The sequence below is a fragment of the Massilia sp. BHUDP2 genome (assembly GCF_046236355.1).
In the GTDB taxonomy this organism is placed as follows: Bacteria; Pseudomonadota; Gammaproteobacteria; order Burkholderiales; family Burkholderiaceae_D; genus Telluria; species Telluria varians.
Map to the genome: position 1 here is coordinate 527,338 of NZ_JBJUVW010000003.1, position 13,915 is coordinate 541,252.

Genomic DNA, 13,915 nt, shown 5'->3' on the forward strand with positions numbered 1-13,915 from the left:
GCACCAGCGCTAGCGCGCCGGCGCATCCGGGCATCGTCCCACCCGCCAGCCGCATGCGGGCCCGGGACAGGCAGTGAAGGACGGCAGCCGCCGTCCGGGGCAGCAAGCCTTGGCAGGCACCTGTTGCAAAGGTGTCAATGTTGAGTTTGCTGCTAAAATGAAAACCTCTGTCGTATCGAAGGCATCATGACTAAAACAACGAAACCGAATACCGCCGCGCAGCTCGAAGAACGCCTTCTGACGGAAGAAGAAATTCGGGCGATGAGCGACGACGACTACATGAATCCGGCACAGCTCGCGTTCTTCCGCAACCGCCTGCAGGAGCTCGAGAAGGAACTGCTGAAGAATGCCGGCGAGACCACCGAACACCTGCGCGAAACCGTGCTGGTACCGGACCCGGCCGATCGCGCGACCATCGAAGAAGAACACGCGCTGGAACTGCGCACCCGTGACCGCGAACGCAAGCTGCTCAAGAAGGTCCAGCAATCGCTGCAGGCCATCGAGAACGGCGAGTACGGCTACTGCGACGAAACGGGCGAACCGATCGGCGTCCCGCGCCTGATCGCCCGTCCCACCGCGACCCTGTCGCTGGAAGCCCAGCAGCGCCGCGAACTGAAGCAGAAACTGTACGGCGACTGATCCCCGCCCACTCCCACCGAAAAAAGCATGCACCGCAAGGCGCATGCTTTTTTCTTTTGTACGCGGCACTATGTTTCGTGCATAGGTTTTATTTCCTATGGGATACACTAGCGAAGTGCGCGTGTGCGCAGCACGTGCCGCTCGCAGCCGTGCTACCGTCATGTCCGTGCCGGGACTTGTTCAATTATCCATTGGGACCATGGGGCTGTTCTCCTTCCTGAAGAAAAAGAGCGACACGCCAGCAGACGAGGAACTTCTCGTCGTGGACACGCGCCTGCGCGCCGGCGAGCCCTCGCGCCTGGCGTCGGAAGCCGAACGCGAACGCCAGCGCGCGATCGCCCGCGCCACCGCGGCCAAGATCGACGAGATCGAGCTGGAAATGAGCTCCGCCATCTTCGACGACGAACCGGCCTGGGGCAGCACGGCGCGCCGCCCCGCCGCCGCCGCTGCCGTCCCTGAGCCAGTTCCCAGCCTGGACGAGCTGCCCGACGCCGCGGCCGTGCCCGCCACCGCGCCGGCCGTCGAGGAAGGCGCCATCCTCTACGCCAACGGCCAGGCCGGCGCCGCCGAAAGCCTGCTGCGCGACAGCCTGGCGGACTTCGGCCGCATCGAACGCCTGCCCTGGTGGATGCTGTTCGACCTCTACCAGGCCACCGGCCAGGAAGCCCGCTTCGAGAGCATCGCCATCGACTACGCCAGCCATTTCGAGACCTCGCCGCCGGCCTGGCAGCCGCCGCCCCCTGCGCAGGACGTCCCCCAGCTCACCGGGGTGGCCGCCACCGAAAGTTTCGGCCCCGTCCTCGACGGCGGCATCGCCCCGCGCCTGCAGCGCCTGCTCGCCGCGCATGCGCCACTGGTGCGCGTCGACGTCGGCGCGGTGCGCAGCGCCGATGCGACAGGCTGTACCCTGCTCCTGAAGGCGCTGCAAACGCTGCGCAAGGAAGGACGCGAACTGGTGCTGGCCGGCGCCGACGCCCTGATGGCGACCCTGCGCCCCATGCTGGCGGTGGGCGACCGTACGGCCGGCGAAGCGCCCTGGCTGCTGCTGCTGGAATTGCTCCTGCTGTCCAACCGCGAAAAGGATTTCGAGGAATCGGCGATGGATTACTGCGTCACCTTCGAGCTGTCGCCGCCCTCGTTCGAGACACCCAGCCACGTGTCGACCGCGGCCCCCGCCCCGGTGGCGGGCGACCGCTTCCTGCTGCCGCCGCTGGCACTGGGAGACTGCGCGGCGCTGCTGGACGCCGTCGACGCCTACGCCGAAGGACGCGAGATCCTGGTGCTGGACTGCTCGCGCCTGGCGCGCATGGACTATGCCTGCGCCACCGCGCTGCAGGGCCGCTTACGCGTGCATACGGAACAGCAACGGCGGGTCGAGCTGCGCGACCTGAACCACCTGGTTGCGGCGCTGCTGCGCCTGCTCGGCTATACGCACGACGATGGCGGCATTCGTCTTTACCCGCACCGGTATTGACCGAGCCGCCCCCTTGTCCATGGATAACACGGTGTCCACGTTACGTGGACAGCGCGTAAAAATGGACTGTGGTACTTCAGGTTTCATTCGACATCGCAATTAAGGCTGAGCTCATCTTGCAATTCCGAGCACCCACCCCATCTGCGGGTGGCTAGACAACCACGAGGCTAAAAATGGAACAATTTCACGGCACCACCATCGTCAGTGTGAGGCGCGGCAGCGAGGTCGCGCTGGGCGGCGATGGCCAGGTCACGCTGGGCAACGTCGTCATGAAGGGCTCGGCGCGCAAGGTGCGCAAGCTGTACCAGGGCAAGGTCCTGTGCGGATTCGCCGGCGCCACCGCCGACGCCTTTACGCTGCTCGACCGCTTCGAAGCCAAGCTGGAGAAGCACCAGGGCAACCTGCTGCGCGCCTCGGTCGAACTGGCCAAGGACTGGCGCACCGACCGCATGCTGAGCAAGCTGGAAGCCATGCTGCTGGTCGCCGACAAGGAATCGACCCTGATCCTCACCGGCAACGGCGACGTCCTCGAGCCGACCGATGGCATCGGCGCGATCGGCTCGGGCGGCGTGTACGCCCAGTCGGCGGCCAAGGCCCTGTACGAGAACACCGACATGCCGCCGGCGGAAGTGGTCAAGAAGGCGCTGACCATCGCGGGCGAGCTGTGCATCTACACCAACCTGAACCACATCATCGAGACCCTGGAATGAACCAGTCCCCCATCATGAACATGACCCCGCCCGAGATCGTCTCGGAACTGGACAAGCACGTGGTCGGCCAGGGCAAGGCCAAGCGCGCGGTCGCCATCGCGCTGCGCAACCGCTGGCGCCGCCAGCAGGTCGCCGAGCCGCTGCGCCACGAGATCACCCCGAAGAACATCCTGATGATCGGCCCGACCGGGGTCGGCAAGACCGAGATCGCGCGCCGCCTGGCCAAGCTGGCCGACGCGCCCTTCATCAAGATCGAAGCGACCAAGTTCACCGAAGTCGGCTACGTCGGCCGCGACGTCGACACCATCATCCGCGACCTGATCGACATCGGCGTGAAGCAGACCCGTCTGAGTGAGCAGAAGAAAGTGCGCCAGCGCGCCGAGGATGCGGCCGAAGACCGCGTCATCGACATCCTGGTGCCGCCGGCGCGCGACTTCGGCTTCAACGTGAACAACGGCGACAGCAAGGAAGGCGACGCCACCCGCCAGACCTTCCGCAAGCGCCTGCGCGAAGGCTCGCTCGACGACCGCGAGATCGAGATCGACGTGGCCGACGCGGCCCCGCAGATGGAAATCATGGCGCCGCCGGGCATGGAAGAAATGACCGAGCAGATCAAGTCGATGTTCGCCGGCGTCGGCAACGCACGCAAGAAGCCGCGCAAGATGAAGATCAAGGAAGCGATGAAGCTGCTGGTCGACGAGGAAGCCGCCAAGCTGGTCAACGAGGACGAGCTGAAGCAGAAGGCGATCGCCAACGTCGAGCAGAACGGCATCGTGTTCCTGGACGAGATCGACAAGATCGCCACCCGTTCCGAACACGGCGGCGCTGACGTTTCGCGCGCCGGCGTGCAGCGCGACCTGTTGCCGCTGGTCGAAGGCACGACGGTGAACACCAAGTACGGCATGATCAAGACCGACCACATCCTGTTCATCGCTTCGGGCGCGTTCCACTTATCAAAACCTTCCGACCTGATCCCGGAGCTGCAGGGCCGCTTTCCGATCCGCGTCGAACTGGAATCGCTGTCGATCGAAGACTTCAAGAGCATCCTGACCTCGACCGACGCCAGCCTGACCAAGCAGTACGAAGCGCTGCTGGCCACCGAAGGCGTGAAGGTCGTCTTCACGGATGACGGCATCCACCGCCTGGCCGAGATCGCGTTCTCGGTCAACGAGCGCACCGAGAACATCGGCGCGCGCCGCCTGTACACGGTGATGGAAAAGCTGCTCGAGGAGATCTCGTTCACTGCCGGCGCCGAGAAGGAGCAGACGGTGACCCTCGACGCGGCCTACGTCAACGCACGACTGGACGCGCTGTCGGTCAACGAAGACCTGTCGAGGTACGTGCTGTAATGCGCGTACTGTAATTTCTTGAGAAGGAGGATTGGCGATGGCAAACAAGGCACTGGCGACGCGGCAGAAGATGCGGCTGCGGGTGGAGCCATCCCAGAACTTCGGCAAGCCGCGCAACCCGATCGCGGCGCTGGCCAAGGCCCGCTCGGCGGGGGCGCACGCCAAGCCGCTGTCGAGCGAACGGCAGGAGGCCAAGCGCATGCTGAAGAAGGCCAAACTGGTCGCGGACGACGACGAATAGTTCGGCATCCTCCTTTCGATAGAGTTTCCCCTTGGCGGGCCGCGCAAGCGTGCCCGCCTTTTTTACGTCCGTCCCTGCCGCCTGCGGCTGCGGTGTGGTATCGCCGCCCTCACGATCTTGCTTACTCGACAATTCACAGGTACATTCAGTCGACATTACATATTTACTGCAGGAACACCATGAGTTCACCGGAACTGGTCCTCGACGTGCTGCGCGCCGAACTGCGTACCGCCAACATCACCTACAAAGACCTGGCCGGGCGCATCGGCGTCAGCGAATCGAGCGTCAAGCGCATGTTCGGCCAGAAGGACATGGCGCTGTCGCGCCTGGCCCAGATCTGCCAGGTGACCGGCATCGCACTGGAGGACGTGCTGCGCCGCGCCGCCGACTCGCGTCCCCAGGCCGACTTCCTCACCCTGCCGCAGGAAACCTCGCTGGTCGCCAACCCGCGCCTGCTCCTGATGGCGATCTGCTGCCTCGGGCACTGGTCGCTGGGACAGGTCACCGAGACCTATCGCCTGACCGAGCCGGAATGCATCACCCTACTTGCCGAACTCGACCGGCTCGGCCTGATCGAACTGAAACCGCTGAACCGCTACAGCCTGCGCGTCTCGAACGCCTTCCGCTGGCTGCCGGACGGCCCGGTACAGCGCTTCTTCCGCGAGCACGTGGTCGAAGACTATTTTGCGGGCAGGTTCGACCGTCCCGGCGAGGCGCTGATGTGCCTGCCCGCGCGCCTGTCGAGCGCCAGCGCCCAGGAGCTGGCCTCGAGGATCGAGCAGCTGGCCGGCGAACTGGCGCGCCTGCACCGCAACGACCGCCGGCTGCCACCACAGGAGCGCGACGGCTATACGCTGCTGGTCGGCTTCCGGTCCTGGGAGTTCGCCGCATTCACCGCATTGCGGCGCGCATGACCGCGGCGATCGATACCGGCCGGCGCAAGCGCCTGACTTTCTGGGGCGCCGACGAGAACGACGACAGCCTGCCGCGCGCCGTGATGGCGGGCCGCAAGACGGTCACCGCCGACACGGTCGAGGACTACTACAAACCCTACGGCGAATACGGCGACGGCGGCTACGAAGCGGGCGACCTGATCGAAGTCTACGACCTGAAGCAGCGCCTGCGCTGCCTGATCCGCGCGACCAAGGTGCAGCGCATCCGCTTCGGCGACATCCCGGAAGAAGTCTGGCGCGGCGAGACCTTCGCCAGCGCACAGGAATTCCAGGAAGTGCATATCCGCTGCCTGCCGCAGTACGACTTGCACGACGACTTCGAATTCGTGACCCTGCATTTCGAGCTGGTCGAGGTGATTCAGCCCTGAGCTGCTTTCCCGGCTGCTGTATCATGCGCATCCTGTAAACGAAAGCCGCGCATGCTCACCATTACCATCAAGCAGGGCAAGGAAAAGGCCATCCTGGCCGGCGACCCCTGGATTTATCTGTCAGCCATCGACAAGGTCGAGGGCAAGCCCGCCGAGCGCAACAAGGCGGGCGCCACAGCCGTCGTGCAGTCCTCGTCGCGCCAGTTCCTGGCGCGCGCGGCCTACAACGCCAAGTCGCAGATCGCGGCCCGGGTCTGGACCCTGCGCGAGGACGAGCCGGTCGACCATGCCCTGATCAAGCGCCGCGTACAGGCTGCCGTGCTGGCGCGCGCCGAGGTGTTGCGTGACGCCGATCCGGAGGCGCTGGTCCAGCTCATCGACGGAGACCAGACCGGCTTGCCCGGCCTGCTGGTGCACAGCCATGGCGGCGCCGCGGGCTACCTGGTCTGCCAGTTCAATGCCGCCGGGGTCGACCTGTGGAAGGTGCCCGTCGTGCAGGCGCTCATCAAGGCCACCGGCTGTCCGAATGTGTACGAGCGCAGCGACGAACTGGTGCGCAAGGCCGAAGGACTGCCCGTCACGCGGCGGGTACTGGCCGGCGAGGAACCGCCCCAGCGCCTGATGGTGCGCGAAGGCGGCCGGCTGCTGCCGATGGATATCCGTACCGGTTTCATTTATCCACGCTGAACGTCTTCCGGTTGGCAGCAGCTGGTGCGGGAGCGTGATGCAGATCTGCTCCCGGCATGCGCACGTCTTGCAAGTGCGCGCTGATCAAGCCTTGCGGCGGCGTGCGACGCCGGCAAGCGCAGCACCCAGGCCCAGCAGCAGCAGCGAGCCAGGTTCCGGCACGTCATTAGCGGGAACTTCGCGTGCCAGCAGGTTTGCCTTCAGTTTCAGCGTCAGGCCATAGTTGTCGAACAGCGAGTCCGACGCGTAGGTCGCCAGTCCCACGTCGGCCAGCGTCAGCTGGTAGGTCGCACCGTAGGCGCCAGCCGTGGTGCCGAGGAAGGAAGCTTGGTAGCCGTTGGTTGCGCCCTGGCCCAGGTTATCGAACAGGGCCAGTCCCGGCGAGAACATGGCGGTGTCGCCCGAAGCAGCAATGCCGGTCAGTTTCAAGCCCACGCGATCGCCGGCCCGGTTCGAGATGCCGAAATCCTTGACGCCGAAGACATCGCCGATGAACAGGTCGCCGAAATCCAGGGTCAGCTCGTTCAAGTTCGAATCCAGGCTGAAGGAACTGGCGGCATGCATCAGGTAGCTGTATTGGGCGTTCAGCCAGCCCTCCCAGGAGATCTGGGATTCCGTGGTAGCGACACCATTGAAGTTATTGGCAGTGAGGCTTGCCGAGTTGCTGACGGCGACGTGATCGACGTTGAACTTGCCGGCGCCGACATAGGCGTTCAGGTTGGTCGCGCCGAGGTCGACATTGTCATTGACGGTCTTCGTCGTGGCGCCATCGCTGCAGGCGGACTTGGGCTTGGTGCCGCCGCAGCTGTCAGCGATATTCGACTGGCTTGCAGCACCACCCTCACGGCTGGTCGGTATCACCATCTTGATTGCGCTGCTGCCAGTGCCGCTGGCGATGTACGCACCATCCTTGTTGTTGCCGTCGCCGGTTGCCTGGACCGTGACATTGGTGGACTGCGTGTAAGCCGATTTCAGGTTGACGGTAGCGCCGGTCAGCACGCCCAGGTTCTTGTCGAATTTCTGGATCTCGGTAGTGGCCATCGTGACATTTTGTACGGTGGTTGCCTGTCCATTCGCGGTCGAATCCTTCTGGCTGTTTGTCGCCTTGAATTTGACGTCTTCCTCGGAAGCCTTGGTGATCAGCGATGCATGGGCGGCGGCTGGCAGCACGGCAGCGGCCAGCAGGATAGCGCGAAATAAAGTATTGGACATGATGGCTCCTGGTTTTGGGATATAAACGATTCGAGATGTAATGATTCGTCTCTCGCGTTTAGGTAACGCAAGCTGCATGCCAGTATTTACAAGTCCTTGATCGGAAAGAGATAGATCTTTTTTGAAGGAATTTAAAAGTGTGTAGTGTAAATATTCTCGACAGAAAATTTAGTGTTGTGTGGGAATTTTGTTAAATTTTAAAATCACTGTGCCGTTGAATTGTATTAAACCAGTCAAAGAAAAATGTAAAAATATCAAATTTGATGATAGTGCAATGCGCACGATGGTCTTTGTGGGACGAGTGTCGTAGCTGATCGCAGTAGCGACACGCATGCTAGCGTCGTGGACGGCAAGCCTCCGGCATCAGCCACAGCAGCGCCAGCAACACATGGATCACCGCACCGAGTGGCGCATACCAGAACGACAGCCCGATCGCCAGCGCGTACAGCCCGATCGACAAACGGTTCTTGCGGCTGCCCCAGGAGTGCACGTGGCCGGCGTCCGCATCCACATCCAGGCGCCACGACAGCAGCATGAAAGAGACCGAGCACAGCAGCAGCACCACGCCGTACAAGGCCACCGGCACCTCCGCCATCGGATGCTCGCCGGCCCACGCCGTCACGTAGGGAATCAGGGACATCCAGAACAGCAGGTGCAGGTTGGCCCACAGGCCGGCGCCGTCGACCTTCCTGACCCGCTCAAACAGCGCATGGTGGTTGACCCAGTAGATGCCGACGTAGACGAAGCTGAGCGCATAGCGCAGCCAGCCAGGCAGCACCTCCGCCAGGTCGGCGATGGACGTGCCCTGCGGCGGCTTCAGCTCCAGCACCATGATCGTGATGATGATCGCGATCACGCCGTCGCTGAAGGCTTCCAGCCTGTTCTTGCGCAGCACCGTGCTCATGACGCCTGCGGCTCCGGCTGCAGCAGGTGCAGGCACAGGATCGCGTTAGGCACGATCAGCGCCACGAAGCCGAAGGCGCGGTAGGCGAAGGCGGCGGCGGCGCAGCCCAGCGCGAAGGACAGCACCGGCCAGAAGAACTTGGCGCAGCGCGCCTTCGTCGCGTCGTCGGCGGCGCCGCGCAGGCGGTCGACCGTGTCGATCACGAGCTGGGTGACGTTCCCGGTCATCATCGAGGTCGGGGCCAGGTGGGTCAGCAGCAGCTTGCTGGCCGCGCTGTGGGCGCCCATCGCCGCGGCGCCCAGCAGGCCGGCCGCCATCGCCAGCGCGCCGACGCTTTTTCCCACCGGCTCGGCCAGCATGCCGCACACCATGAAGCCAAGCAGCAGCACCAGTTGCAGAGAATAGGACGGCTTGACGGCGGAGGTGGCGCGCCGCTCGCAGCGCACCACCAGCAGCCGGCTTGCCGCCACGCCCAGGATGAAGGCCGGGAAGGCCAGCAGCTTGAGCAGCGAAGGCGTCTGGGTCGGGTCGGCCAGCGATACCGCGATCAGCACGAAGTTGCCGGTGACGTGGGCCGTGAACAGGCCGAACAGGGCGACGAAGCCGAGGGTGTCGACATAGCCGGCCATGAAGCCCATGCCGATGCCCTGAAAACGCTGGAATTGTGGCGTCATCATTCGTCCTCAGAAAGCGAAGCAGCTGCAGCCGAAGGCGCCCCAGAAGCCGCCGAAATCCGAGACCGGCACGTTCGACTTGCGGGCCTTGTCATGGCTGTGGGCGTGCACGCCGCACGGGCCGCTGCACTGGTGAGGCAAGGCCATGTGCGACTGCTGCTGCGGCGCGGCCTTGCGCCAGTGGCCCGGCACCCTCGAGACCGGCGACCATTCCGGCAGCACCGGGATCGGCGCCGGGCCCAGGTCGCTGAACTCGGCCGCGCCGTACACCACCTTGCCGCCGACCACGGTCAGCACCGATTCGATCGCCTTGATGTCTTCCGCATCGACGCTGAAGAAATCGCTTGATAAGGCCACCAGGTCGGCCAGCATGCCCTCCTGGATCCGGCCCTTGCGGCCCTGCTCGTTCGAGAACCAGGCGCTGCCCGAGGTCCACAGTTCGAGCGCGACCGCGCGGTCCAGCAGGCCGTTCTCGCCGTACAGCGGCAGGCCGCCCACGGTGCGTCCGGTGACCAGCCAGTACAGGGCGGTCCACGGGTTGTAGCTGGCCACGCGGGTGGCGTCGGTGCCGGCGCCGACCGGCACGCCCATCTCCAGCATGCGCTTCACCGGCGGCGTGGCTTTCGCCGCTTCGGCGCCGTAGCGGTCGACGAAATACTCGCCCTGGAAGGCCATGCGGTGCTGGATCGCGATGCCGCCGCCTAGCGCTTTCACGCGCTCGATGTTGGCTTCGCTGATGGTCTCGCAGTGGTCGAACATCCAGTGCAGGCCGTTGAAGGGAATCTCGCGGTTGATCTTCTCGAAGACATTGAGCATGCGGGTGATCGATTCGTCGTAGGTGGCGTGCAGGCGGAAGGGCCAGCGCTCGGTCACCAGATGGCGCACCACCTTTTCCAGCTCATCTTCCATGCCTTCGGCCAGCTCGGGGCGCGGCTCCAGGAAGTCCTCGAAGTCGGCGGCCGAGAACACCAGCATCTCGCCGGCGCCGTTGTGGCGGTAGTAGTCGCTGCCCTGCCCCGGCGTCACCATGCCGGTCCAGCGCTGGAAGTCTTCCAGCTCCTTGCCCTTGTTCTGGGTGAACAGGTTGTAGGCGATGCGGATGGTGAGCTGTTCGGCGCGATCGAGCTCCTCGATGACGTTGTAGTCTTCGGGGTAGTTCTGGAAGCCGCCGCCGGCGTCGATGGCGCTGGTGATGCCGAGGCGGTTCAGCTCGCGCATGAACTGGCGCGTGGAATTCACTTGCAGGTCGTAGGGCAGCGTCGGGCCCTTGGCCAGGGTGGCGTACAGGATCATCGCATTGGGACGGGCGATCAGCATGCCGGTCGGGTTGCCGGCAGCGTCGCGCTGGATCTCGCCGCCCGGCGGGTTCGGCGTGTCTTTCGTGTAGCCGACGGCGCGCAGCGCGGCGCGGTTGAGCAGTGCGCGGTCGTACAGGTGCAGGATGAACACCGGGGTATCCGGCGCGGCGGCGTTGATCTCTTCCAGGGTCGGCATGCGCTTCTCGGCGAACTGGAATTCGTTCCAGCCGCCCACCACGCGCACCCATTGCGGATTCGGGGTGCGCAGGGCTTGCTCCTTCAGCATGCGCAGCGCGTCGGCGAGCGAGGGCACGCCTTCCCAGCGCAGCTCGAGGTTGTAGTTCAGGCCACCGCGGATCAGGTGCAGGTGCGAGTCGTTCAGGCCCGGGATCACGGTGCGGCCGTTCAGGTCGATGACCTGGCTGCCGGCCTGGTGGTGGCGCATCACGTGCTCGCGGTCGCCGACGGCCAGGAAACGGCCGTCCTGGATGGCGACGGCGCTGGCTTGTGGGTTCTTGCGGTCGAGGGTGGCGAACTTGCCGTTGACGAGGATGAGCGGCGCTGCGGCCTGGGTGGTTTGTGCTTGCATGATGCTGACTCCCTGATGTGCCGGACGCTTGCCGCCCCGCGTGATGGATCGTGGTCCGCCGCCGCGGCGGACCTTACTCGCTTGCTGCTTAGCGGACCGGCGCCGGGACCGGGGCCAGTACTTCGTTCTGTCCCTGGTTGCGGGCCGGGGCCTTGTGGACCATGGTGTAGGCGTAGTCCACGCCCATGCCGTAGGCGCCCGAGTGCTCGGTGACGATCTTGATCACGGCATCGTAGGTGTCGCGGCGCGCCCAGTCGCGCTGCCATTCCAGCAGGACCTGCTGCCAGGTGACCGGCACCACGCCGGCCTGCACCATGCGCTGCATCGCGAAGTCGTGGGCTTCCTTGGTGGTGCCGCCCGAGGCGTCGGCCACCATGTAGATCTCGTACTCGCCCTCTAACATGGCGCACAGGGCAAAGGTGGTGTTGCAGACTTCGGTCCACAGGCCGGCCACGATGACCTTCTTCTTGCCGTTTTTCGCCAGCGCGTCGCGCACTTTCTGGTCGTCCCAGGAGTTCATCGAGGTGCGTTCCAGGATCTGGTGGTTTGGGAACACGTCCAGGATTTCCGGGTAGGTCTTGCCCGAGAAGGAGTCGGTCTCGACGGTGGTGATGATGGTCGGGATGTCGAACACCTTGGCTGCCTTGGCCAGGCCGACCACGTTGTTCTTCAGGGTCTGGCGGTCGATCGACTGCACGCCGAAGGCCATCTGCGGCTGGTGGTCGATGATGATCAGCTGCGAGTTTTCCGGGGTCAGGACTTCCAGTTTGGCGTTGCTCATGATGTGCTCCTTCAGTAAGTGGTTGGACTTCGTTGAGTTGCTTGGCTATCGGGTCAGCCTTGACGGGACTCGTCGGCGGCTTCAGGTTTGGCGCTTGACGACACGCCGGTGATACGGGGCTTGCATTCGCTGGCGAACCAGGCTTTGGTGATCGGTGCGCCGTCGATGAGGCGCTTGGCCACCGGCACGGCCTGTTCACCGATCAGCATGCCCAGCAGGCCGACCAGGGCAATCGCCGGCGGGGCCGGCGAGCGGACGTTGATCAGTCCGTAGACCACGCCTGCCAGGATGCCGGCGCCGAGAGAAACCAGGTACATATCGTGCTCCTTGTTCTGCGGTGGCCACAAAAATCATCGAAGCTTTCGATGCTTCAGGAACAGTGTTTTACTGTCTCGTCCGCTCGTTTGTTCGCTGCGATGAAGTCATTATGCGTGACCTGTTCGACAATGAAAAACGGATAATTTGCAGCTGTATAATCGATTTTTTCGAACATACGTTTGTGCGAAGACGAGCGGGGTGGTGTCGTCAGGAGGCGGGCGGCCGGGTAGGCCTGGTGGTGGACTGGATGCTGCAGCAGCCGGTCATTTTTGGCAAGATGGAAGGATGAACCGATCACGCGGCAGGCGGGCACCGGCTGGGCCCGCGCTGCGATGAGGCGGCAGCTCAGTTGCGCTTGACGATGGCGCCGCCCTGGATCACTACGGCCGGCGTTTCCAGCAGCTGCACGTTTTCCAGGGGGTTGCCCTGCACCGCCACCATGTCGGCGTAACGGCCGGCCTCGACGATGCCGACGTCGTTTCGCCCCAGTGCTTCGGACGCATTGAGGGTGGCCGTCTGGATCGCCTGCAGCGGCGTCATGCCGTACCTGACCATGACCGCGAACTGCTTACCGTTGCCGCCGTGCGGATGGACGCCGGCATCGGTGCCGTAGACCATCTTCACGCCGGCCGCGTGCGCCTTCCTGAAATTCTGGCGCTGGATCTCGGTCACTTCGCGGTCCTTGCGAAGGTTATCTTCCAGCACGCCGTTCTTCTTGCCCTCGGCGGCGGTGTAATCGCCGTTATAGATGTCCATCGACAGCCAGGCGCCGTGCTTCTTCGCGAGAAGGATGCCTTCGTCGTCGATCAGGCTGGCGTGCTCGATGGTGGTGATGCCGGCGCGGATCGCGTCCTTGATGCCGGCCGCACCGTGCGCATGGGCCGCCACCTTCAGGCCCCACTGGGCGGCTTCTTCGACCGCGGCGCGCAGCTCGGCATAGTTCATCTGCTGCTGGCCCGGCTCGGTATTGCGCGAGAACACGCCGCCGGTGGCGCATACCTTGATCACCTGGGCGCCGTACTTGCGCAGCGCGCGCACCGACTTGCGCACTTCCTCGGGGCCGTCGGCGTTGTACGGATTCTTCTCTTCCATCGAGGGCGGAAAGTAAGTGCTGTCGCAGTGGCCGCCGGTGGCGCCGAAGGACCAGCCCGCGGGAACGATGCGCGGCCCGCGCACCTTGCCGGCGGCGATGGCCTGGCCCAGGCCGACGTCGTTCCAGTCCGAGGCGCCGACGTTGCGCACGGTGGTGAAGCCCGCGTCCAGGGTCTTGCCGGCATGGGCGACGGCCAGGGCCGACCAGAAGCGGTCGTTGTATTCGAGGTAGCTGTAGCCGCCGTAGGTGGGGTCGGAATCGAGGTGGACGTGCATGTCGATCAGGCCGGGCACCAGCGTCATGCCGGGCAGGGCGATGCGAGTGCCGGCGTCGCCAGGCGCAGCGGCGGGCGTGGCGGACGCGGGCTTGACGCTGACGATGCGGCCGTCGCGCACCAGGATCTCGGGATTCTGGACCATGCGGCCGGTGCGCACGTCCAGCAGGCGGTCGGCGGTGATGGTGAGCTCGGCGGCCTGTGCGGCAGACCAGCTCAGGGTAGCCAGGCAGGACAGGACGATGCGCGAGACCAGGGGTTTGACGCGCAGGACATTCGGACGTTTCACAGGCTGGCTCCGGCATGATGAATTAACAAGATGCAAGCTTACACCGGGATATGCCCTGCCCG

At 64.5% G+C, this 13,915-nt stretch carries 16 protein-coding genes; 9 read left to right on the forward strand and 7 right to left on the reverse strand.

What is annotated here, in order from left to right; all coding sequences use genetic code 11:
- The first annotated feature begins 186 nt into the window (after nt 1-186).
- The 8 genes from dksA (at nt 187) to ACK6C6_RS19095 (ending at nt 6,421) form a co-directional block, all read left to right on the forward strand.
- Entirely contained in the window at nt 187-639 is a 453-nt protein-coding gene (gene dksA / locus ACK6C6_RS19060; protein ID WP_027867513.1) for an RNA polymerase-binding protein DksA, read from the forward strand.
- A gap of 199 nt (nt 640-838) precedes the next feature.
- Complete coding sequence (locus tag ACK6C6_RS19065; protein ID WP_409268757.1) at nt 839-2,113, forward strand: hypothetical protein; 1,275 nt, start codon at nt 839-841, stop codon at nt 2,111-2,113.
- A gap of 173 nt (nt 2,114-2,286) precedes the next feature.
- A complete protein-coding gene (gene hslV, locus ACK6C6_RS19070; protein WP_409268759.1) occupies nt 2,287-2,823 on the forward strand; it encodes an ATP-dependent protease subunit HslV in 537 nt (178 codons plus the stop codon).
- 14 nt (nt 2,824-2,837) lie between these two features.
- Nucleotides 2,838-4,172: an ATP-dependent protease ATPase subunit HslU gene (gene hslU / locus ACK6C6_RS19075; RefSeq protein WP_209589581.1), complete on the forward strand. Its 1,335-nt coding sequence runs from the start codon at nt 2,838-2,840 to the stop codon at nt 4,170-4,172.
- Nucleotides 4,173-4,209: 37 nt separating this feature from the next.
- The gene (locus ACK6C6_RS19080) at nt 4,210-4,413 is read left to right on the forward strand and encodes a hypothetical protein (protein ID WP_027867509.1); all 204 of its coding nucleotides are present in this window, start codon (nt 4,210-4,212) and stop codon (nt 4,411-4,413) included.
- Between the two features lie 179 nt (nt 4,414-4,592).
- Nucleotides 4,593-5,327, forward strand: coding sequence for a helix-turn-helix transcriptional regulator (locus ACK6C6_RS19085; protein ID WP_285377948.1), 735 nt, complete (start codon nt 4,593-4,595; stop codon nt 5,325-5,327).
- Nucleotides 5,324-5,734, forward strand: coding sequence for an ASCH domain-containing protein (locus ACK6C6_RS19090; protein WP_409268762.1), 411 nt, complete (start codon nt 5,324-5,326; stop codon nt 5,732-5,734). Before ACK6C6_RS19085 ends, ACK6C6_RS19090 begins: the two co-directional genes overlap by 4 nt.
- A 51-nt stretch (nt 5,735-5,785) precedes the next feature.
- Nucleotides 5,786-6,421 (forward strand): SAM-dependent methyltransferase, encoded by a 636-nt coding sequence (locus tag ACK6C6_RS19095; protein ID WP_409268764.1) that lies wholly within the window; start codon nt 5,786-5,788, stop codon nt 6,419-6,421.
- An 84-nt stretch (nt 6,422-6,505) separates the two neighbouring features.
- Here ACK6C6_RS19095 and ACK6C6_RS19100 read toward each other — a convergent pair whose 3' ends face one another.
- The 6 genes from ACK6C6_RS19100 to ACK6C6_RS19125 form a co-directional block, all read right to left on the reverse strand.
- Entirely contained in the window at nt 6,506-7,633 is a 1,128-nt protein-coding gene (locus ACK6C6_RS19100; protein ID WP_409268766.1) for a PEP-CTERM sorting domain-containing protein, read from the reverse strand.
- Nucleotides 7,634-7,967: 334 nt separating this feature from the next.
- Nucleotides 7,968-8,525: a TMEM175 family protein gene (locus tag ACK6C6_RS19105; protein ID WP_409269196.1), complete on the reverse strand. Its 558-nt coding sequence runs from the start codon at nt 8,523-8,525 to the stop codon at nt 7,968-7,970.
- Between the two features lie 8 nt (nt 8,526-8,533).
- Nucleotides 8,534-9,214, reverse strand: coding sequence for a YoaK family protein (locus ACK6C6_RS19110; RefSeq protein WP_409268768.1), 681 nt, complete (start codon nt 9,212-9,214; stop codon nt 8,534-8,536).
- A 6-nt stretch (nt 9,215-9,220) separates the two neighbouring features.
- Entirely contained in the window at nt 9,221-11,098 is a 1,878-nt protein-coding gene (locus tag ACK6C6_RS19115; RefSeq protein ID WP_409268770.1) for an amidohydrolase, read from the reverse strand.
- 88 nt (nt 11,099-11,186) lie between these two features.
- Nucleotides 11,187-11,879: a hydrolase gene (locus tag ACK6C6_RS19120; protein WP_209589543.1), complete on the reverse strand. Its 693-nt coding sequence runs from the start codon at nt 11,877-11,879 to the stop codon at nt 11,187-11,189.
- A gap of 53 nt (nt 11,880-11,932) precedes the next feature.
- Nucleotides 11,933-12,196, reverse strand: a complete 264-nt coding sequence (locus tag ACK6C6_RS19125) for a XapX domain-containing protein (protein ID WP_409268773.1) — start codon at nt 12,194-12,196, stop codon at nt 11,933-11,935.
- Nucleotides 12,197-12,306: 110 nt separating this feature from the next.
- On the opposite strand from ACK6C6_RS19125, the gene ACK6C6_RS19130 reads away from it, so the two are divergent.
- A complete protein-coding gene (locus ACK6C6_RS19130) occupies nt 12,307-12,486 on the forward strand; it encodes a hypothetical protein (RefSeq protein ID WP_409268774.1) in 180 nt (59 codons plus the stop codon).
- 56 nt (nt 12,487-12,542) lie between these two features.
- On the opposite strand, the gene ACK6C6_RS19135 is transcribed toward ACK6C6_RS19130, so the two are convergent.
- Nucleotides 12,543-13,853: an amidohydrolase family protein gene (locus tag ACK6C6_RS19135; protein ID WP_409268775.1), complete on the reverse strand. Its 1,311-nt coding sequence runs from the start codon at nt 13,851-13,853 to the stop codon at nt 12,543-12,545.
- Nucleotides 13,854-13,915 lie beyond the last annotated feature (62 nt).